The 19013-nt window shown below is 62.5% G+C and carries 18 protein-coding genes; 10 read left to right on the forward strand and 8 right to left on the reverse strand.

Annotation, left to right across the window (positions count from 1 at the left end; all coding sequences use genetic code 11):
* The first annotated feature begins 24 nt into the window (after nucleotides 1–24).
* The 7 genes from FHS09_RS03045 (at nucleotide 25) to FHS09_RS23345 (ending at nucleotide 9107) form a co-directional block, all read left to right on the forward strand.
* Nucleotides 25–1878, forward strand: a complete 1854-nt coding sequence (locus tag FHS09_RS03045) for a DUF885 domain-containing protein (RefSeq protein WP_183456559.1) — start codon at nucleotides 25–27, stop codon at nucleotides 1876–1878.
* Between the two features lie 725 nt (nucleotides 1879–2603).
* Nucleotides 2604–3248, forward strand: a complete 645-nt coding sequence (locus tag FHS09_RS03050) for a TetR/AcrR family transcriptional regulator (protein ID WP_183456561.1) — start codon at nucleotides 2604–2606, stop codon at nucleotides 3246–3248.
* Between the two features lie 51 nt (nucleotides 3249–3299).
* Entirely contained in the window at nucleotides 3300–5744 is a 2445-nt protein-coding gene (locus FHS09_RS03055; protein ID WP_183456563.1) for a TonB-dependent receptor, read from the forward strand.
* A gap of 19 nt (nucleotides 5745–5763) precedes the next feature.
* On the forward strand, nucleotides 5764–6780 hold the full coding sequence (locus tag FHS09_RS03060; RefSeq protein ID WP_183456565.1) for a fumarylacetoacetate hydrolase family protein: 1017 nt from the start codon (nucleotides 5764–5766) through the stop codon (nucleotides 6778–6780).
* On the forward strand, nucleotides 6777–7574 hold the full coding sequence (locus FHS09_RS03065; protein ID WP_183456567.1) for a cyclase family protein: 798 nt from the start codon (nucleotides 6777–6779) through the stop codon (nucleotides 7572–7574). The genes FHS09_RS03060 and FHS09_RS03065 overlap by 4 nt, the downstream gene beginning before the upstream one ends.
* Nucleotides 7571–8806, forward strand: a complete 1236-nt coding sequence (locus tag FHS09_RS03070; RefSeq protein WP_183456569.1) for an MFS transporter — start codon at nucleotides 7571–7573, stop codon at nucleotides 8804–8806. Before FHS09_RS03065 ends, FHS09_RS03070 begins: the two co-directional genes overlap by 4 nt.
* Before the next feature lie 85 nt (nucleotides 8807–8891).
* Entirely contained in the window at nucleotides 8892–9107 is a 216-nt protein-coding gene (locus FHS09_RS23345; protein ID WP_183456571.1) for a DUF3299 domain-containing protein, read from the forward strand.
* Nucleotides 9108–9184: 77 nt separating this feature from the next.
* On the opposite strand, the gene FHS09_RS03080 is transcribed toward FHS09_RS23345, so the two are convergent.
* Both FHS09_RS03080 and FHS09_RS03085 read right to left on the reverse strand, forming a co-directional pair.
* Complete coding sequence (locus tag FHS09_RS03080; RefSeq protein WP_183456573.1) at nucleotides 9185–11404, reverse strand: S46 family peptidase; 2220 nt, start codon at nucleotides 11402–11404, stop codon at nucleotides 9185–9187.
* Between the two features lie 209 nt (nucleotides 11405–11613).
* Complete coding sequence (locus tag FHS09_RS03085) at nucleotides 11614–12504, reverse strand: LysR substrate-binding domain-containing protein (protein ID WP_183456575.1); 891 nt, start codon at nucleotides 12502–12504, stop codon at nucleotides 11614–11616.
* 139 nt (nucleotides 12505–12643) lie between these two features.
* On the opposite strand from FHS09_RS03085, the gene FHS09_RS03090 reads away from it, so the two are divergent.
* A complete protein-coding gene (locus tag FHS09_RS03090) occupies nucleotides 12644–13771 on the forward strand; it encodes an S-(hydroxymethyl)glutathione dehydrogenase/class III alcohol dehydrogenase (RefSeq protein ID WP_425487758.1) in 1128 nt (375 codons plus the stop codon).
* Nucleotides 13772–13783: 12 nt separating this feature from the next.
* Nucleotides 13784–14623, forward strand: coding sequence for an S-formylglutathione hydrolase (gene fghA / locus FHS09_RS03095; protein WP_221191762.1), 840 nt, complete (start codon nucleotides 13784–13786; stop codon nucleotides 14621–14623).
* Nucleotides 14624–14730: 107 nt separating this feature from the next.
* Here the strand turns inward: fghA and FHS09_RS03100 are convergent, their stop codons facing one another.
* The 4 genes from FHS09_RS03100 to FHS09_RS03115 all read right to left on the reverse strand — a co-directional run bounded on the left by FHS09_RS03100 (nucleotide 14731) and on the right by FHS09_RS03115 (nucleotide 16866).
* Nucleotides 14731–15735, reverse strand: a complete 1005-nt coding sequence (locus FHS09_RS03100; RefSeq protein WP_183456577.1) for a CobW family GTP-binding protein — start codon at nucleotides 15733–15735, stop codon at nucleotides 14731–14733.
* A complete protein-coding gene (locus tag FHS09_RS03105) occupies nucleotides 15736–16203 on the reverse strand; it encodes a Fur family transcriptional regulator (RefSeq protein ID WP_183456579.1) in 468 nt (155 codons plus the stop codon).
* A gap of 3 nt (nucleotides 16204–16206) precedes the next feature.
* Complete coding sequence (locus tag FHS09_RS03110) at nucleotides 16207–16425, reverse strand: ZrgA family zinc uptake protein (RefSeq protein ID WP_183456581.1); 219 nt, start codon at nucleotides 16423–16425, stop codon at nucleotides 16207–16209.
* A gap of 63 nt (nucleotides 16426–16488) precedes the next feature.
* Nucleotides 16489–16866 carry a MerC family mercury resistance protein gene (locus FHS09_RS03115; RefSeq protein ID WP_183456583.1) on the reverse strand — a complete coding sequence of 126 codons (378 nt, stop codon included), beginning with the start codon at nucleotides 16864–16866 and terminating at the stop codon, nucleotides 16489–16491.
* Nucleotides 16867–17003: 137 nt separating this feature from the next.
* Here FHS09_RS03115 and FHS09_RS03120 point away from each other — a divergent pair, with 137 nt between their 5' ends.
* Nucleotides 17004–17423: a TraR/DksA family transcriptional regulator gene (locus tag FHS09_RS03120; protein ID WP_246394340.1), complete on the forward strand. Its 420-nt coding sequence runs from the start codon at nucleotides 17004–17006 to the stop codon at nucleotides 17421–17423.
* 316 nt (nucleotides 17424–17739) lie between these two features.
* On the opposite strand, the gene ribA is transcribed toward FHS09_RS03120, so the two are convergent.
* Together ribA and FHS09_RS03130 are read right to left on the reverse strand one after the other, a co-directional pair.
* On the reverse strand, nucleotides 17740–18354 hold the full coding sequence (ribA, locus tag FHS09_RS03125) for a GTP cyclohydrolase II (protein ID WP_183456585.1): 615 nt from the start codon (nucleotides 18352–18354) through the stop codon (nucleotides 17740–17742).
* A gap of 11 nt (nucleotides 18355–18365) precedes the next feature.
* Nucleotides 18366–19013: a retropepsin-like aspartic protease family protein gene (locus tag FHS09_RS03130; RefSeq protein WP_183456587.1), complete on the reverse strand. Its 648-nt coding sequence runs from the start codon at nucleotides 19011–19013 to the stop codon at nucleotides 18366–18368.

A 19013-nucleotide genomic window follows, 5' to 3' on the forward strand; every position in this document is an offset into this window, starting at 1 on the left:
TTTACCAATTACACGGGGAGCACCATGACCAACCTCGCCAAATCCCTACTTTTCTCCACCGCCCTGCTCGCCGCCAGCGCCTCGGCCATGGAGCAGAATGCCTTTGACAAAGCCTTCGACGCCCTACCCAAGAGCGATTCCAGCGCCCAGCTGAAAGCCCTGCAGGACCTGCGCTACCGCTGGATCATGGAGAGCTTCCCGGAGAACGCCACCTACGAAGGCTACCGGGGCCAGGACAACCGCTGGACCGACACCTCCATGGACGGCATCGAGCGCCGCCGGGAACAGACCCGCAGCCTGCTGGCCGCCAGCCGCCATCTTGACCGCAACAGCCTCCCGGAGGAGAAACAGCTGGATTACCAGCTGCTGTACCAGGACCTGCTGATGGAGGTAAAAGGCTTCCAGTTCCCGGGCCACCTGCTGCCGGTCAGCCATATGGACGGCATCCAGCGCAACGTGCCCAGTGTGCTGAACAGCATGGCCAAAGGCACCGTCGCCGACTACGAAACCATTCTCACCCGCCTGGAGAAACTGCCGGCGCTGGTACAGCAGACCCAGGCGCTGATGCGCGAGGGCCTGGAAAAGAAAATCACTCCGCCGCAGATCACCCTCCGCGACCTGCCCGGCCAGATCCGCGCCCTGGTGCCCGAGGAGCCGAAGGACAGCCCACTGCTGAAAGCCTTCAACGAAATGCCGGCCGGCATCTCCTCCGCCCAGCAACGCCGCCTGCAACAGCGGGCCCATGCGCTGTACCAGAGAGACCTGGTGTCCGCCTGGCGGAACATGGCGGAATTCGTCGAGCGCGAATATATCCCCGGCGCCAGGGTGGACACCGCCTTCACCAGCATGCCCGACGGCCTGCGCTGGTACGCGCACCTGGTGCGCGAAAACACCACCACCACCCTGAGCCCGGAGGAAATCCACCGTATCGGCCTGGCCGAGGTGAGGCGCATCCGCGGCCAGATGCAGGCGGTCATTGAGAAGACCGGCTTTGACGGCAGTTTTGAGGAATTCACCAAATTCCTGCGCACCGATCCGCAGTTCTACCACACCAGCAAAGAAGAACTGATGCGGGGCTACCGGGATATCGCCAAGCGCATCGACGGCGAGCTGCCGGCCCTGTTCGGCACCCTGCCGCGCCTGCCCTACGGGGTAAAACCGATCCCCAGCTACTCGGAGAAGTCCCAGACCACCGCCTACTACATGCCCGGCTCCAATGAAGCCGGCCGCGCCGGGATCTTCTTCGCCAACACCTACAACCTGCCCAGCCGCCCGAAATGGGAGATGGAAGCACTGACGGTGCACGAGGCCATGCCCGGCCACCATCTGCAGATCGCCCTGGCCCAGGAGCAGGAAGGCCTGCACCCGCTGCGCCGCAACGCCGGCTACACCGCCTATGTGGAGGGCTGGGGCCTCTACTCCGAGAGCCTGGGCAAGGACCTGGGCCTGTACCGGGACCCCTACAGCGAGTTCGGCGCTCTCACTTACGATATGTGGCGCGCAGTGCGCCTGGTGGTGGACACCGGCATGCACCAGTTGGGCTGGAGCCGCGAAGAGGCCATCGAGTTCTTTATGAACAACAGCGCCAAGCCCAGGCACGACATCACCGTGGAAATCGATCGCTACCTGGTGTGGCCAGGCCAGGCCCTGGCCTACAAACTGGGCCAAATGAAGATCAAGGAACTGCGCGCCAAAGCGGAGCAGCGGCTGGGCGAGCGCTTCGATATCCGCGCCTTCCACGACCAGCTGCTGTCCAGCGGCGCAGTGCCGCTGAATGTGCTGGAAGCGCGCATGAGCGGCTGGATAGAGGCGCAGAATGCAAAGGCCGCCGGCACCCCGGCCAAGGCGGTTCTGGCGGGCCAGGCCAGCGCAGGCTGACGCCTAAGCTTCCTTTAAGCGAACCGGGTACGACGGCTTACCGTATGCAGGTGGAGGGGGTTTACGTTTATGAAGACTAAACGTCAGAAATAGCATTCGTAGGATGGGCAAAGCGTGCCCATCAAAGCCACGAAAGATGGGCACGTCGCTTCGCTCCTTTGCCCATCCTACTGAATTCATCGACTCGTCATACCGGCGTAGGAACGTCATGCCGGAATGACGAGAGCGCATTGTAGGACGAACCTTGTATTCGCCCTCGGCGGACCTGCGGTCCGCATGCCGAGCTGGAGCTCGGCGTTCCCAGGGGGCGGGCCTGCGGCCCGATGGCGGAGCTGGAGCCTTCAGCGCTCCATAAAAGCCTTCAGCGTTCCATAAAAACAGCTCCGCGGTCCCGGATCCCGAAAACTATAACCCCACCTCCCGCACCAGGTGCTCGGCACCATCCACGTGCTCCATCACACACAAACATGTAACCCACGTCCACGTGAATGGCGCGGGGTAACCGTTCATCCTGCGGCGTTATTGAGAGGTTCGCTGCTCGACACCCTACGAAAAATCCTGCTTGCAAATACTCTTGGCAGACCGCATCGGAACTGCTACAGTCGGATTTAATCAACCAGTTAAATCAGATGGTTAAATCAAGCGGTTAAATTTAAAAGTCACACGAAAGTTAAACCAGCGATTCAAGCCTGCAATAACAAACCCAAAATAGATAGAGCCTGACTATGGATGCCAAAACGCTGATCCTCGACCACGCAGTTCGCCATTTTGCCGAAAAGGGCTACGACGGCGTGTCATTGCGGGAAATCTCCCGCGATGCCGGACTCAATGCGGCGCTGGTTCATTATCACTTTGGCAATAAGGAAGCGGTGTATCGGGAGGTCATCAGCCGGTACCTGAAAGCCCTGAACGAGCAGCGGCTTGAGAACCTGCGCCGCATCGATCCCAATCTGAAAGGCAAGCGGCGCATTGAGGCGCTGATTCGGGGGTATATATCGCCGCATCTGGAGTTGTGCGGTGATGAGAAAGCCCACGCCTATGTGAGGCTGCTGGCCCGCTTCGTGATGGAAAGCCATTCATTGACCGACAGCATTTACACCGAACTGCTGATGCCGATACGCAACCAGTATCTTCTCGCCCTGCGGGAGACGGCTCCCAACATATCGACTGATGCAGTAGTGCGGGTGTTTAGTTTTGCCGTCATGTTGATGATTACGGCGCCGTTTGACGGCAGCTATCGCACCATGAGTGGCCGCGACGCCTGGCCGGAAGAACCCGAAGACCTGATCGACCAAATTGTCGGGTTTACCGTTGCGGGCATTGCCGACCTGGCCGAGGCGTCGGGCGCCGGGATTGGCAAGCTGGGATGAAGGTTTTTGCTTGAGGCTTTGATAATAACAATCCGTAATGGAGAGAAAGCGATGAAGAAAAAGCAACTGAGCCTGGCGATCGGGCTGGCGGGTAATCTGACTCTGGTCTTATGGGGCCAGCCCGGCATTGCGCAGCAAGCCAGAGAAATTGAAGAAGTTGTCGTTACCGCGCAAAAACGGTCGGAAAATCTGCAGGACGTGCCGATCTCGGTTTCGGCGATTCAGGGAGATGCGCTAACCCGGGCCGGCTACAGTTCGATCCAGGATCTGGCCGGTGCGGTACCCAGCCTTGTGGTTTCGGACAGCGTAAGCTACGGCCTGGCGCCCGTCGCCATCCGCGGCATCGGCGGTCCCGCCGGCAGCGGCAGCCTGCTGACCGAACAGCCCGTTGCCGTCTACGTCGACGGCGTCTATGTCCGCGCGCTCGGACAATCGGTAGCGGATTTTCTGGATGTCGACAACATCCAGGTGCTGCGTGGCCCGCAGGGGACGCTCTACGGGCGCAACTCCACCGCCGGCGCTCTCCTCATCGACACCAGGCGGCCGAGCGGCGAATTCAGCGGTTATACACGCTTCAGCTACGACAGCTACGACAACGCAAAGGTCTCTGGTGCGGTGAACTTACCGCTCATTGAGGACGTTCTGGCGATGCGCGCCGCCATCTCCCACCGATCGGGCGGCGACTGGGCGGAGAACATCATTGACGGTCGCGAATTCGGTGGTGGGCGCGGCACCGCCGGTCGTGTTTCCCTGCGTTTTACGCCAAACAGCGATGTGACGGTCGACCTGATCGGTGAGATCGCGCGCGGCGAGGATCGACCCGCAACACTGCAGTTGGCGACTCTCGAACTCGGCCCGGTGATCCCCGGCCTGCCCCTGCAGCTCTATCAGGGGTCCCCACACGTCCGCCGTTCCGATTACGAAGAGACTCTCGATGACCGGGAAGTTCAGATTATCGGCAAACAGTACACGGAAACGGAATCGGAAAACGTCACCCTGCTGGCCGACTGGCAACTCAGTGAAGCTGTGACGCTTGCGTCCGTGACCGGATACCGCCATTTCAACGTCAGCGGATTCCAGGACTCGACACCCTGGGTCACCGGGGCCCTGCCGGGAACACCCGGTGCGGAGTTCTGGAACAATCTGACCGGCATGCCTCCCCCGAACAACCGGGAGAACAGCCGGCTGATCAACCCCGCCAATTCCGCCTTCTCCCTTGGCTGGAACACCTCTGATCAGGATTACACCTCCTGGTCGCAGGAATTGCGGCTCGCCTCGGACAGCGGCTCCTTCCGCTGGACCGCCGGGCTCTACTACGCCTACGAGGAAGTTGACGGCTTCATTCGCATCGTCAACGAACAGGGCGGCCCGCCCATGGCCGCTCCCGGCATCCCACCCCTGGTGCCTGGCAGTGCCGCCGGCCTGGATCTGGGCTTCAATACCACGCAGGAGACCCATTCCTACGCGGTCTTCGCGGATGGAACACTCGATCTGAGCGATACCTGGTCGTTAACCGGCGGGCTGCGCTACAGCCGCGACGAAAAAGAGGCCACGGTCACCAATACGGTGCAAACCTTGAGAACCAGTGTGGTACCGCCGCTGGACGCGGGGACTACCGTCGCTTGTCCGGGCGCGACCAATGACTGTGAGGCGAGCTTCGAAAAAGTCACGCCGCGCGTGGTGTTGAACTTCGCGCCGACGGACTCGGGCATGTATTACGCCAGCTACTCCCGCGGATTTACCAGCGGTGGTTTCAACAACTTCGGCGACATTGGCGGCACCCTGCCGGATCGGCCGCTGGAAGTGGGTTCGGAAACCATCACCAACTATGAACTCGGCGCGAAGCACGAGCTCTTCAACCGACGCGCGCGGCTGAATATCAGTGCCTTCTGGTCCGATTACAACGACCTCCAGATTCGCCAGGCGGTAAACACCGGCGGGGTGGCGATCATCAACGTGCCCGAAGCCCGGACACGGGGTATCGAATTTGAGGGCCTGTTGCGTGCAACGGAGAATCTGACCCTGACCTTGAATGGCTCCTGGTTGGATACGGAAATCCTCGATGGCACGCTGTTCGGATTTCCCGACGACATCGGTACCATCACCATGGGTTCGCTGCAGACACCCGCGGCGGTGGATGTATCCGGCAATCGCATGACGCGCTCGCCCGAATGGATCGGGAACTTCTCTGCCGATTATCGGTACCCCACATCGTTTGGCTATATCAGCGGACAAGCGACACTGCGCATGCAGTCGGAGACCCATTTCACCGAAACCAACCAGGACCTCGATCAATTCATTGGCGAAAGCTGGGAGGAAGTGGACCTGCGGCTCGCGGTGGGACCGGACGATGAAAAGTGGGAGATCGCCCTGTTTGCCAGGAATATCTTTGATGATCGCCACGCCACCCAGATAGTACCTTTCTTCAACCTGCCAAACGCGACACTGAATGCACCACGCACTCTAGGCGTATCCTTTTCATTATCCCGCCACTAGTTAGTGTTAAGGGAGCTACATGAAACTCGTAACCTTTGACAGTGGCACGGGGCCGCTCCTGGGCGCGCTCGCCGCCGACGGCAGTATATGCGATCTCGCCGCCGCGCACCGTGCCAGGTTCGGCGGCAACAGCCCGGTATATGCCTCCATGCAAAACCTGATCGAGGCCGGCCCGCCCGCCCTTGATCTGGCGCGTGAACTGGTCGAGTCTATGCCCGCCGCGGCGCACATCGAAATCAGCCCCGGGAAAGCACAGCCACACTTGCTCGCGCCACTGCCGGTGCCGATGCAACTGCGGGATTTTATGGGCTTCGAGACCCATGTGCGTCAGGCCGGCCATAGTGTGATGCGCCTGCAGGCCAAGGCACGGGGCGATACCGAAGCCCTCGCCGAAATCGAACGGGCGGGTCCGCCCAAACCCATGGACGCCTGGTTCCGCCAGCCGCTTTATTACAAGTGCAACCGCTTCGCCATGGCCGGCACCGACACCGATCTGCACTGGCCCGCTTATTCCAGCCTGATGGACTTCGAGCTGGAACTGGCTGTGGTGATCGGGCGGCAGGGGCGCGATATCCCCAAGGCAGAGGCCGGAAAATATATTTTCGGCTACACCATTTACAACGACTTCAGCGCCCGCGACGCCCAGGCGGCGGAAATGGGTGGCCCCCTGGGGCCGGCCAAAGGCAAGGACTTTGACGGCGCCAATGTCATGGGGCCCTGTATCGTCACCGCCGATGAGATCGGCGACCCCTACAACCTGCCCATGCGCGCGCGGGTCAACGGTGAAACCTGGACCGATGGGAACTCAGGTTCAATTCACTGGACCTTCGAGGACATGATCGCCCACGTCAGCCGGGGCGAAACCCTCTATCCCGGCGAAATCTTCGGCTCGGGAACCGTCGGCAATGGCTGTGGCCTGGAGCATATGCGTTTTCTCGATCATGGCGATCTCGTCGAGCTGGAGATTCCGCCCATCGGTGTCCTCCGCAACCGGGTATTGGCGCCCCACCTCCCCAAATCAGAGAAGAAACTATGATCCGCCAAACCAGGACCCGCCGCTTCATCGATCTGTCCATACCGATTTGCAATGACGTTGTATCCGATCCCGAGCCGCTGCGGCCCAATATCGATTACGTCACCCATAAAGAATCCTTTCATCAGATGGCGCCGTTTTTCCCGGGCCTGAAGCAGAGCGATTTGCCCGACGGTGAAGCCTGGGCCGTGGAAACTGTCCAGCTTACCACCCATAGCGGCACGCACATGGACGCCCCCTGGCACTATCACTCGACCTCGGGCGGTGAGCGCGCGCCGAGTATTGACGAGGCGCCGCTCGACTGGTTTCTGCGCCCCGCGGTCAAGCTCGATTTCCGGCACTTTCCCGACGGCTACGTGGCCACCGCCGCCGATGTCGAAGATGAACTTGCGCGCATAGGCCATGAGTTGCAACCGCTCGACATCGTGCTGGTCAATACCGCGGCGGGGGCCGCCTACGGCGGGCCCGGCTACGTCGACACCGGCTGTGGCATGGGTCGGGAAGCGACCCTGTATCTGACCGAGCGCGGCGTGCGCGTGGTGGGCACCGATGCCTGGTCCTGGGATGCGCCCTTTTCCTATACCGCAAAGCGCTTCGCGGAAACTCGTGATCCCGACGTTATCTGGGAAGGCCACAAGGCCGGACGCTTTATCGGCTACTACCAGATAGAAAAACTCAACGGGCTGGAGCAATTGCCATCCAGCGGCTTCACGCTGGCCTGTTTCCCAGTCAAGATCAAAGCGGCTTCGGCGGGCTGGATTCGCGCCGTCGCCATTGTCGAGGAAAACAGGTCATGAGTGTGCGTACGGAATTAAGGCAGGGGGCACCGGCACTCATTGCCGCCTTTCTCGGTGTGTCCTTCGGCATATCCTCGCTGTATTTTTACACACTCGGCGTGTTCATGAAGCCAATGCAGGCCGATTTCGGCTGGTCCAGAACCGGGCTTTCCGCCGTGCCCCTGATCGGCGCCCTGACGCTGGCGGTGACGGCACCGCTGCTCGGCCGGCTCGCCGATCACTTCGGTGTGCGACGCGTCGCGGGGGTTTCCCTGCTCGGGCTCGCCAGCGGGTTCTGGTGGGTATCGACCCTGTCTTCCGACCTGACACAATTTCTGTTGATCAATGCCGCCGTGCACCTGTTTGCCGCCGGCACCTCGCCGGTGGTGTTCACGCGACTGGTCAACCTGTGGTTCGACAAGGCGCGGGGCCTGGCGCTCGGCATCGCCCTCGCAGGCACCGGCATTACCGGTGCGCTGGCGCCGCGACTTGTCTCCGGCTATATCGAAACCCACGGCTGGCGCGGCGGCTATGAAGCCCTGGCGATGGTCATACTGATCGCCACGCCGGTTATCGTGCTCCTGATCCGGGAGCGTCCGCGTCCGCTGAGTCGAGAAGTGACGAGGCCGCCACTCGACGGCATGACGCTTGTCGAGGCCAGGAAAACCGCGACCTTTTGGCTGCTGGCGGCGCTTTTCTTTTGCGTCGCGCTCGGCGTCGGCGGGCTGATTGTGCACTTCGTTCCCATGCTGACCGATGCCGGCGTCACCCTGAGCCGGGCGGCGACCACGGCCGGCGTGCTGGGGGTGTCGGTGATTTTGGGGCGGGTCGTGACCGGTGCGCTGATCGACCGGTTTTTCGCGCCGCGTATTGCCACGCTGCTGTTCAGTATTGCGGCGGCGGGCTGCATCGCGCTCGCGGTGGGAGGGCCGGAAATGGCCGTCGTTGCCGCCTTCGCCATCGGTTTTGCCATGGGCGCGGAGGTCGATCTGATCGGCTATCTGGTGGCGCGCTATTTCGGTCTGACGGCCTACGGGGCGATCTACGGTTGGCAATACGCCATGTTCATGATCGGGCTGGCCGCCAGTCCGCTGCTGGCGGGCGCGGCCTACGACGCCCGCGGTGACTATGGTTTCGCCCTGATCGGCGCGGCGATCCTGCTCGCGTCGGCGGGTTTTCTGGCTACACGACTGCCCGCGTTTTCCCGGTTCCAAGTTCAACAACAAGCCGGAGAAACTGTTCCATGCCTCTGACTCTTTACCACAGCCCGATCTCCACTTGCTCCCAGAAAGTGCGCTTGGCTCTTGCCGAAAAGGGTTTGCGCCAGTTGCGCGACTGGTGCATTCATCGGACACCTCAAGCTTCTTCCTGGTGCCCTACTTCGGCGCCTGTCTTCACCTGCGCCACCGCCACCGAACCAGATCATCCACGCCAGCTTTCCCAAGGGGATGCAGGTGGAGTTTCTGCCTGCGGTCCGCATGCCGAGCTGGGGCTCGGCGTTCCCAGGGGGGCGGGCCTCCGGCCTGCGGAGCTGGAGCCTTCAGCGTTCCATAAAAGTATTCAGCGTTCCATAAAAGCCTTCAGCGCCCAATAAAAACAGCCCCGCGGACCCGGGACCCGGGTCCCGAAAACTATAACCCCATCTCCCGCACCAGGTGCCCGGCGCCATCCACGTGTTCCATCACCCACAACATATAACCCACGTCCACGTGGATGGCACGGGTGCTGTCGGTGAAGTCCCAGTCGGCGTTGATGCTGTCGTAGGTGCCGTCGAACACCAGCCCCACCAGTTCACCGCGGCCGTTCATGGTGGGCGAGCCGGAGTTGCCGCCGGTGATATCCACGGTGCTGAGGAAGTTCACCGGCACCGAATCCAGCCGCTCGTCGTAGTAGCGGCCGAAGTCCCGCTTGTCGATGGCGCTGAGCAGCGCCTCAGGGGCGTCGAAGGGTTCCTCGCCGGTGTATTTGGCTTCCACGCCGCGCAGGGTGGTAAAGGGCACAAAGCTGTCCGCACCGTCGTTGCCGTCCGCCGCCGCAGTCACGGTACCGGCGGGAGGGGTGTAGCCTTTCACCAGGCCATAGGTGACGCGCAGGGAGCTGTTGGCATCCGGGTAGACCGGTTTGCCCTGCTGGCGGTAGTAATCGATCAGCAGCGCCATGTACTGCGGGCGCAATTCGGCGAAGCGTCCTTCCATGGATTTTTCCCGCTGCTCCAGGGCGAGCATGTCCTCGTGCACGGCCACCGCCAGTTGGATAAACGGGTCATCACTGTCGGCGAAGCCCGCGGGCGCTTTGCCGATCCAGGCGAGGCGCTCGTCCGTTTCCCCCAGGCGGGTGTTCGCATACATCTTGTCGAGCACCGCCTCCAGGTCGGCATCCTCGCCGTCGATTTTCAGGAAATCGTCGAAGCTGGCAATGCGCTGTTCCTCCGGCAGCGCCAGGTAGCGCTGAAGGAAGTAGATCCATATCTGCCTGTCCACCGCCGGATGGAAGCTGCGCTCGATACGTCGCATGCCCTCGGTAAAGCGGGTCAGGTCCCGCTTTTGGTAACCCGGTTCGCGCTCCGCATCCGGTTTTTCACTTTCCACCGCCAGCCGGTACAGCTTTCGCGCCGCACCGAGCATGGCGGAGCGGTCCATGTAGTTGAGCACCAGGTCCCGCTCGCGGGTGGACTGCTGCTCGGTCACCAGTGCATCCAGGTCGTCGATGGTGGATTGGTATTTCCCCCGGCGCGCGTCGTCCGCCTCCACCCAGGCCTGCAGGTCCACCTCCAGTTTGCGCTTGCGCGCCAGCAGGTCGCTGCGCCCGTAGCCCTCCATCATGCCGGTGAAATTCTTGGCGTAATTGTTCAGCCCCGCCACCAGGCTGGCGTACTTCAATTCCGCGTCCTTGTTGCCGTCGGTGGCTTCGGCGATGGTCCGGGACCACTCCGCCAGCACCCGCTGCATGGTGGGGTAGTACCAGTCGAAATTGCTCTCCACTTCCTGCGCGGTGCGGTAGCGGTTGGTGCGCCCGGGATAGCCGGCCACCATCACGAAGTCCCCCTCCTCGGGTCCCTTCGCCGCCACCGGCAGGTAATGCTTGGGTTTATAGGGCACATTATCTTCGGCGTAGTCGGCGGGTTTGCCATCCTTGCCTACGTAGGCGCGGTAGAAGGCGTAGTCGCCGGTGTGGCGCGGCCACATCCAGTTGTCGATATCGCCGCCGAACTTGCCGATGGAGGATGCCGGCGCGTACACCAGTCGCACGTCGCGGATTTCCATTTGCTTTATCAGGTAGTAGTCGAGGCCGCCGTAGTAGCTGTACACCTCGCAACGGTGGCCCGGGTTCTTCTCGCACTCGGCCACCAGTGATTTCTCCGCGTCCTCGATGGCCTTGAAGCGCGCGGCGCCGTCCATATCGTCGGACAGGCGCTCGTTCACCCTGTCGGTCACCTCATCCATGGCCACGGTCACATAGACACGCGAGCCGGGAGCCGCGGGCAGTTCCTCGCTGAGATCGCCAGCGAGAAAGCCGTTGGCGAGCAGGTCCCGCTCCTCGGTGGAGTTGTAGGAGATAGAGCCGTAGGCGCAGTGGTGGTTGGTAACCACCAGCCCCTTGGCGGAAACGAATGAGGCGGAGCAGCCGCCCAGGCTGATCACCGCGTTCATCGGGAAGTCGGTGAGCTTGGTCATACCCGCCGGGTCCAGCTCCAGGCCCAGGCGATGCAGCTCATCCGCCAGTTCCGGCAACTGGTGCGGTTGCCACATGCCCTCGGTGGAATCGGTTGCCACCGGCGCGGGGTCGCTGGACTCGGCGCAGCCGGCGAGCAGGACCGCAGCCACCAGGGCGAAGGGATATTTTATTTTCATGGGTACTCCAGTTTTTAAAAGCACTTATCCAGAATCAACGAAATCATGCACGGGGTTGGCCGGCGAATTGAGCGGACTGAACTCCGGCACTTCACCTTTTCGCGACAGTTTTGCAAGCACACCACAGCCTTCTCCTTGCTGCCAACATAATGATACAAGGTATCATTATGTAGCGCCGGTCCGTCAGTAACATCACACCATTGGGGAGCTTATTGATCAGGGACGATCGAATCGCCAAGGTACTCACTGAAATAATCCAGCAACAGACTCACCTTCGGCGACAGGTGGCGATTATGGGGATAGAGGGCCCAGATGCCGTCGTCGGCCTCGCGGTAGTGTTCCAGCAGGGAAATCAAACGGCCCGTTCCCAGGTGCTCGCGCACATAGTAGCCGGGCAGTTGCACGATACCGATCCCCTTCAGGGCTGCATCGACCAGCGCCCAGCCGCTGTTGCAACGGATACTGCCACTGACTTTGATATTCCGCGGCCGATTCCTCTCCTGGAAGCGCCAGTAGTCCAGCGTCCCCGGCAGGCAGTTGTGCCGCCCCAGTTCCGACAGGCTGTGTGGCTCGCCGCGGGAGGACAGGTATTCCGGGGAGGCGCAGACGTACAGGGTCCGCGACGCGAGTCGCCGCGCCATCATGCTGGAGTCGTCCAGCTTGCCCAGCCGGATGGCGAGATCATAGCCCTCTGCCACCAGGTCCAGCTTTTGGTTGGTCAGGTGCATCTCCACCTGCAGTTCCGGGTAGCGCAGCGCAAAATCGTTGACCAGCGGGGCCAGGGTCGTCTCCCCGTAGGTGACCGCTGCCGTCAGCCTGAGCCTGCCCCGGGGCACCTGCTGCAGGTCGGTAATGGCGCGCTCCGCCTCCTCCAGCCCGTCGAGCACCTGGCGGCAGTGCCGGTAGTAGACCTGCCCCGGTTCGGTCACCGAGACCTTGCGGGTAGTGCGATAAAACAATCTGGTCGACAGCCTGGCCTCCAGGGCGCTGACCTGGCGGCTGACTTGAGCCGTGGAAATCCCCAGCCTCCCGGCCGCGCCGGTGAAGCTGCCGGCCTCGGCGACAGCCACAAATTCGCTGACCCCTTCCCAACTGATCATCGTTCCCCTCTCTCCGGCGGTATACCTAATTGTTACCAAATAGAAAATATAAATTTCAGAATGCTGTGATTATAAGGCATGCAGAAACAGATAGACTCGCCCAAACGGCGGTAGACGCCAAACAGAAGAGGAATGCGCAATGACCCAGATGATCAAGTCCAAAGCCGCCGTGGCCTGGGGCCCCGGGCAACCGCTGTCTATCGAAGAAGTCGATGTAATGCCGCCGCAGGCGGGCGAGGTGCTGGTGCGTGTGGTCGCGTCCGGTGTCTGCCACACCGACGCCTTCACTCTGTCCGGGGACGATCCGGAAGGCATCTTCCCGTCGATTCTCGGGCACGAGGGCGGCGGTATCGTCGAGGCGGTGGGTGAAGGCGTGACCAGCGTCGCGGTGGGCGACCATGTGATCCCCCTGTACACGCCGGAGTGCGGCGAGTGCAAATTCTGCCGGTCCGGCAAGACCAACCTGTGCGGCAAGATCCGCGAGACCCAGGGCAAGGGCCTGATGCCGGACGGCACCACCCGCTTCTACAAGGATGGACAGCCCATCCACCACTTTATGGGCTGTTCCACCTTCTCCGAATACACGGTGCTGCCGGAAATCTCCCTGGCCAAAGTCGACAAGGCGGCGCCGCTGGAGGAGGTCTGCCTGCTCGGCTGTGGCGTCACCACCGGGATGGGCGCGGTGATGAACACCGCAAAGGTCGAGGAGGGGGCCAGTGTCGCCATCTTCGGTCTGGGGGGTATCGGCCTGTCGGCGGTGATCGGCGCCACCATGGCCAGGGCCGGGCGCATCATCGCCATCGATATCAACGAGAGCAAGTTCGAGCTGGCGCGCCAGCTGGGCGCCACCGACTGCATCAACCCGAAGGACTACGACAAGCCGATCCAGGAGGTGATCGTCGATCTGACCGACGGCGGCGTGGACTACTCCTTCGAATGTATCGGCAACGTCGACGTCATGCGCTCGGCGCTGGAGTGCTGCCACAAGGGCTGGGGGGAATCGGTGATCATCGGCGTGGCCGGCGCCGGCCAGGAGATATCCACCCGCCCCTTCCAACTGGTCACGGGCCGGGTCTGGAGAGGGACCGCCTTCGGCGGGGTCAAGGGCCGCTCCGAGCTCCCCGCTATCGTCGAGCGCTACCTGAGCGGCGAGTTCAAGCTGAACGATTTCATCACCCACACCATGGGATTGGAGGAAATCAACGAGGCCTTCGACCTGATGCACCGCGGCGAGAGCATCCGCTCAGTCATCCATTTCGACCAGTGACCGGAGTTGGCGATGACCATTGAAAACCTGAGCAGCAACCGGAGCTTCGGCGGCTGGCACAAGCAGTACCGCCACCAGTCCGAATCCATCAACTGCGAGATGCGCTTTGCTATCTACCTGCCCCCACAAACGGCCTTGGGCGAAAAAGTGCCGGCGCTCTACTGGCTGTCCGGACTGACCTGCACCGACGAAAACTTTATGCAGAAGGCCGGTGCCCAGCAGTTCGCCGCCCGCCTGGGGATGGCGCTGGTGGCCCCGGACACCAGCCCCCGGGGCGATGCGGTCGCCGACGACGAAGGCTACGACCTGGGCCAGGGAGCGGGCTTCTACGTCAACGCGACCGAAGCCCCGTGGAGCCGCCACTACCACATGTACGACTATGTTCTCGACGAACTGCCAAAGCTGGTGGAATCACTGTTTCCAGTCAGCGGCGAGCGCGCCCTGGCCGGCCATTCGATGGGCGGCCACGGCGCACTGGTGCTGGCGTTGCGCAACCCGGAGCGCTACCGCTCGGTGTCTGCGTTCAGCCCCATCGCCAATCCGGTCAACTGCCCCTGGGGCAGGAAGGCGTTTACCGCCTACCTGGGCGGGGACACCGCCGGCTGGGAGGAATACGACGCGAGCGTGCTAATGCGCCAGGCAACTGCCAAGGTACCGGCGCTGGTGGATCAGGGAGAGGCGGACGACTTCCTGGCCGAGCAGTTGAAGCCGGAGATGCTGGAAGCGGCGGCCGCGGCCAGCGACTACCCGCTGCAGCTGAGGCGCCGCGAGGGCTACGACCACAGCTACTACTTTATCGCCAGCTTTATCGACGAGCACCTGCGGTTTCACGCGCGGCACCTGGGTCTGTAGCGCCCGGCAATTTCTATTGCCGGGCCAGGGAATGTAGGGTGCGCCGTGCGCACCGGCGGCGCGCGCGGCGCACCCTACGGCAGCAGGAGCCTGCCTGGCGGCCGGGTTTAGCGATCAGTCTCCAGGGCATCCAGCCAAGCGGACTCCAGCTGCTCCCAGTTCCCGCGCTCGCGGTCGATCACCTCTACCCGGCTGTCCAGTGTATCGTCCAGCTCCAGCACACTCAGCACCGCATCCGCCTTGTTGAAGGCGAATACGCCCCGCTCGGTGATAAACACCCCTTTTACCCGCTCCGCGGCGGCGCCGCTGATCAGGGAAAAGAGTGCGTCGAAACGGAACACCAGCGCCGGGTCGAAGCGCCAGCCGCAACTGTGGTGGCCCTCGCCGCTGTTCTCCAGACGCCGGTAGCCGCACTCCGGCAGCGGTTCCTCTTCCATCGGGGGCGGCGTGGCGTGGGCGTGAGCCTGGCCAGCCGGCGAACAGAATCCGCTCGGGGCCCGAAGCCACTCCAGTTGGATGCGCCCCTGCTCCACCGCTTGCAGCGGCTTGCCCGCGGTGTTTTCCCCGAGGGCGAGAAAGCGGCGCAGGTTTTCCAGCTCCTGCGGTCTGTAGAGATCCACCTTGTTGGCCACCAGCAGGTCCGCCACTTCCAGTTGCTGGCGGAAGGTGTCGCTGCGCAGGTAGCGCTCGTCCAACAGGTTGCGCGCATCCACCAGGGTGAGGGTCGCGCGCAGGTCCAGCACGCCGGCGCGCACCGAGTCGGAGAGGGCGCCCAGCACCTCCCGCGGGTGGCCGAGGCCGGTGGGTTCGATCAGCAGTCGCTGGGGCCTGGCCCTGGTGAGCAGCTGGTTCAGGGCCACCTGCATGGGCAGGCCGGCGGCGCAGCACATGCAGCCCCCGGGCACCTCGCGGATAAAGATGTCCTCTCCCTCCCCCGCGCCGAACAGGCCGCCGTCTATGCCCACCTCGCCGAATTCGTTGACCAGCACCGCCCAACGCTCGTCCCGCGGCTTGCTCTCCAGCAGGTGGCGAATGGCGGTGGTCTTGCCGACGCCCAGGTAGCCGGTGATCACATTGGCCGGAACCCGGCGGATCTCCTCGCGTGCCGACATCTAAGCCGCACTCCGCGCGCAGTCTTCGCACAGGCAGTCCAGCTCCAGCTGCGAGGTGAGCAGGCGATAACCGGAGCCCTCCACCGTGTCGCGCAGCGCGGCGATTACCTCCGGCTTGATACCGATTTCCCGCACTTTGTTGCAGCGATTGCAGATCAGGAACTGCGGCGTTTCGTGGCGGTGGTCGCAGGCGATGTGGCCACAGGCCAGGTATTTGTTTTCCGAGTTGAGCTTGTGCGCCAGGTTTTCCGCGACCAGGAAATCCAGCATGCGGTACACCGACATGGCGGGGATGGACTCATCGTAGTCGCGGCTGTACTGGTCCGCGATCTCGTAGGCGGAAAGCGGGGTCTTGGCGCGCAGCAGAATGGCGAGAATATTCCTGCGCTTCTCTGTGAGCCGGGCCCCGGAGGCGCGGCAGCTCTGCTCCGCCTTGCCCAGGGTCTGTTTGAGTTCGGATGCTTTCATGGACTATTTCAGTTGCAGCTGGTTGTTTCGCGCAGTGAGCGAGGTGGCGCCCTGCCCCTCCGGGGCCAGCCATTGCACGGCGATCCTGTGAATACCGGGGAAACTCGCAAATAGCGCCACACCGATGGTGTCGAGCCGGGCCAGATTATCACACTGGAAACGATAGCTGGCGCGGAAGCTGGCGTGTCCCTTCTGGGAACCCGCTCCTTTGCCGTGGGGCACCGCCATCCACGGCAGCCGCCCCGGCGAAGAGAAGTGCAGCAGCGGAAACAGCCGTTTTCAGCTTCATTTGCCATCCCCTAGTCCGCAATCGGCTGGCGGCACAGCAGGCGCCGGTTCACCCAGTGGGAAGCCACCAGCAAACCGGCACCGCCGACGCTGGCCAGCAGGTCCCAGGTTCCCTCCAGGCAGAGCGCGACCAGCCAGCAACAGCAGGCCCGAGAAGCCGGCCACCATCACCGCCGGGCGCCGGTAGCGGCGGCAGGCGCCGGGAAAGCTGGTCAGCGCCAGCAGCAGCACTGGCAACAGCACCGCCAAGTGGACCAGGCGGTCCTCCAACAATGCGCCCAGCACCCCGAAGCCGCCCAGGGCCAACAGCGCCGGCGTCAGCAGGCAGTGGGCCAGGCACAGGCAGGAAACGAACATCCCCGCGGCGTCTCTCACCGGTAATCCTCCAGCTCGGATTAGCGCTCAGCGCGGAGCTGCGATGTCCTGGGCTTGCGCGTTTGCTTCAAGCAACTTTATGATAGATCATATGATACATCATATCATATCGACTTAATCCAACCAGGACACCGTCGATGCCCCCTTCCCCAATCAGCGAGCGGAAACTGCTGCAGATGCCCGCTTCGGACTATATGAACGAGCGCCAGCTGGCCTTTTTCCGGCTGGATCTCAGGGCCGAAACCCAGGCGGAGATAGAGTCCGGCCGGCGGGCGATCGCCACCGCGGAACTGGCTGCCGCCGACGAGTTGGACCGGGCGACTGCGGAGGAGGAGAACCGCCAGCGCCTGCGTTTTACCGAGCGCAAATATCTGCTGCTGCGCAAGATCCACCGGGCACTGGAGAAAATAGAGGACGGCAGTTACGGCTACTGCGAGATCAGCGGCGACCCCATCGGCCTGCAGCGTCTGCTGCTGCGGCCCACGGCGGAGCTGTCTTTCGAGGAAAAGGCCCGGCAGGAGGAACTGGAGCGCAACTACACCAAGCGGAGGGGATGAAGGGCAAAAAAGCAAAAGCCGGCATTACGCCGGCTTTTTTATCGGACTGCTGCCAGTGCATCACCTTTCTCGACTGACGGCAACCTGATGGTTTGAGTATAGACGCTGCGGAAAGTTCCGCCCGCAACACCAGACTCGATACCAAGCATCGTCCGGCGGCGTTGCCGGCCCGTGACAGTTTCGTGAAGAATTTGTGACCACCTCCCCCTCCCGGGGGAGGATGTGGCTGGTTTCACCCGGGACCGCGGAGCTCCAGCTCCGCATCGAGTTCAACACTTGGCTCTCAGCTCGTTGCGGAGCCGGAGCTCCGCGAGTACTACTCATCTTCCGGCGAACCTTGGTCGTCCTCGAACAGGTGCCCCAACTTGCCTTTCTTTGTGGAGAGGTATTTCACATTGTGCGGGTTGCGCCCGGTCTCATGCGGCAGCCGCTCCACCACTTCGATGCCCAATTCCTCCACCGCCTTCACCTTGCGCGGGTTATTAGTCATCAGGCGAACGGACTTCACCCCCAGGTGTTCCAGCATCGACTTGAGGATCGAGTAGTCGCGCATGTCCGCACCAAACCCCAGCTGCTCGTTGGCCTCCACGGTATCCGCGCCGCAGTCCTGCAGGTGGTAGGCGCGGATCTTGTTGAGCAGGCCGATGCCGCGTCCCTCCTGGCGAAGATAGAAGATAGCCCCGCGCCCTTCGATGGCGATACGGTGCATGGCGTGTTGCAGCTGGGCGCCGCAGTCGCAGCGCAGGGAAAAGAGTGCATCGCCGGTCAGGCACTCGGAGTGAATCCGCGCGAGCAGAGGCTCCCCGGTGTCCATATCCCCCATGGTGAGCACCAGGTGCTCCTTGCCGGATTCCGTGTCCTCGAACCCGTGCATCGCGAACATGCCCCAGGGAGTGGGCAGTTTCGAGGATTCCACATAGCGAATGGTCAAATCTTTACCTCTCAATTTCGCGCGCGCAGTATCAGAACTCCGCGCTGCTGCTCCATATCCACCCGGCTGAGAAAGCTGTTGCCCAGCAGGGTGATCTGGGGAAAATCGTCCGTGTGCACCGTGGCGTCCACGCTGTGCAACTTGATGCCGCCGATGGTGACGCTGTCCAGTTTCAGCCGGTAGGCCTGGGTGACGCCGTTGGCGGTACTCACGCGGATCGGCTGAGCTCGCTCCAGGTTCAGCCCCAACCGGCGCGCGGTGGGATAGTTGAACGCGATGCTGGTAGCCCCGGTATCCACCATCATCGATACGCTGCGGCCGTTGACCCAGCCGCTGGTGCTGTAGTGCCCCCGGCTGTCCGGCATCAGGCGCACCTCGGCGCGCTCGGACCGCTGGTAGCTGGCCGCCACCGGCGCGTCCAGGGTCAGTTTTTGCTCCCGGCCATCGATGCGTATCCGCGCGTAATCGGTGGTGGCCTCCAGCAACTTCACCCCTTCAGGGGATTGCTGCCCGCTCTTCAGCAGACGCTGGCGGCCATCGATCTCCAGCATGGCGCTGCTGCCGAACAGGCCCTTGAGCTGCACCTGCTGGGCGGTGGCGGCCAGCGGTGGGGTGAGACAAAGGGCGGTGAAGAATATAGTGAACAGTTTTTTTCCCAT

The sequence above is a fragment of the Microbulbifer rhizosphaerae genome (assembly GCF_014191725.1).
GTDB lineage: Bacteria > Pseudomonadota > Gammaproteobacteria > Pseudomonadales > Cellvibrionaceae > Microbulbifer > Microbulbifer rhizosphaerae.

Bases quoted from the DNA above. Each gene is read 5' to 3' on its own strand.
- FHS09_RS03045 (WP_183456559.1), top strand. From the start codon at position 25: ATGACCAACCTCGCCAAATCCCTACTTTTCTCCACCGCCCTGCTCGCC.
- FHS09_RS03050 (WP_183456561.1), top strand. From the start codon at position 2,604: ATGGATGCCAAAACGCTGATCCTCGACCACGCAGTTCGCCATTTTGCC.
- FHS09_RS03055 (WP_183456563.1), top strand. From the start codon at position 3,300: ATGAAGAAAAAGCAACTGAGCCTGGCGATCGGGCTGGCGGGTAATCTG.
- FHS09_RS03060 (WP_183456565.1), top strand. From the start codon at position 5,764: ATGAAACTCGTAACCTTTGACAGTGGCACGGGGCCGCTCCTGGGCGCG.
- FHS09_RS03065 (WP_183456567.1), top strand. From the start codon at position 6,777: ATGATCCGCCAAACCAGGACCCGCCGCTTCATCGATCTGTCCATACCG.
- FHS09_RS03070 (WP_183456569.1), top strand. From the start codon at position 7,571: ATGAGTGTGCGTACGGAATTAAGGCAGGGGGCACCGGCACTCATTGCC.
- FHS09_RS03080 (WP_183456573.1), bottom strand. From the start codon at position 11,404: ATGAAAATAAAATATCCCTTCGCCCTGGTGGCTGCGGTCCTGCTCGCC.
- FHS09_RS03085 (WP_183456575.1), bottom strand. From the start codon at position 12,504: ATGATCAGTTGGGAAGGGGTCAGCGAATTTGTGGCTGTCGCCGAGGCC.
- FHS09_RS03090 (WP_425487758.1), top strand. From the start codon at position 12,644: ATGACCCAGATGATCAAGTCCAAAGCCGCCGTGGCCTGGGGCCCCGGG.
- fghA (WP_221191762.1), top strand. From the start codon at position 13,784: ATGACCATTGAAAACCTGAGCAGCAACCGGAGCTTCGGCGGCTGGCAC.
- FHS09_RS03100 (WP_183456577.1), bottom strand. From the start codon at position 15,735: ATGTCGGCACGCGAGGAGATCCGCCGGGTTCCGGCCAATGTGATCACC.
- FHS09_RS03105 (WP_183456579.1), bottom strand. From the start codon at position 16,203: ATGAAAGCATCCGAACTCAAACAGACCCTGGGCAAGGCGGAGCAGAGC.
- FHS09_RS03120 (WP_246394340.1), top strand. From the start codon at position 17,004: ATGCCCCCTTCCCCAATCAGCGAGCGGAAACTGCTGCAGATGCCCGCT.
- FHS09_RS03130 (WP_183456587.1), bottom strand. From the start codon at position 19,013: ATGGGAAAAAAACTGTTCACTATATTCTTCACCGCCCTTTGTCTCACC.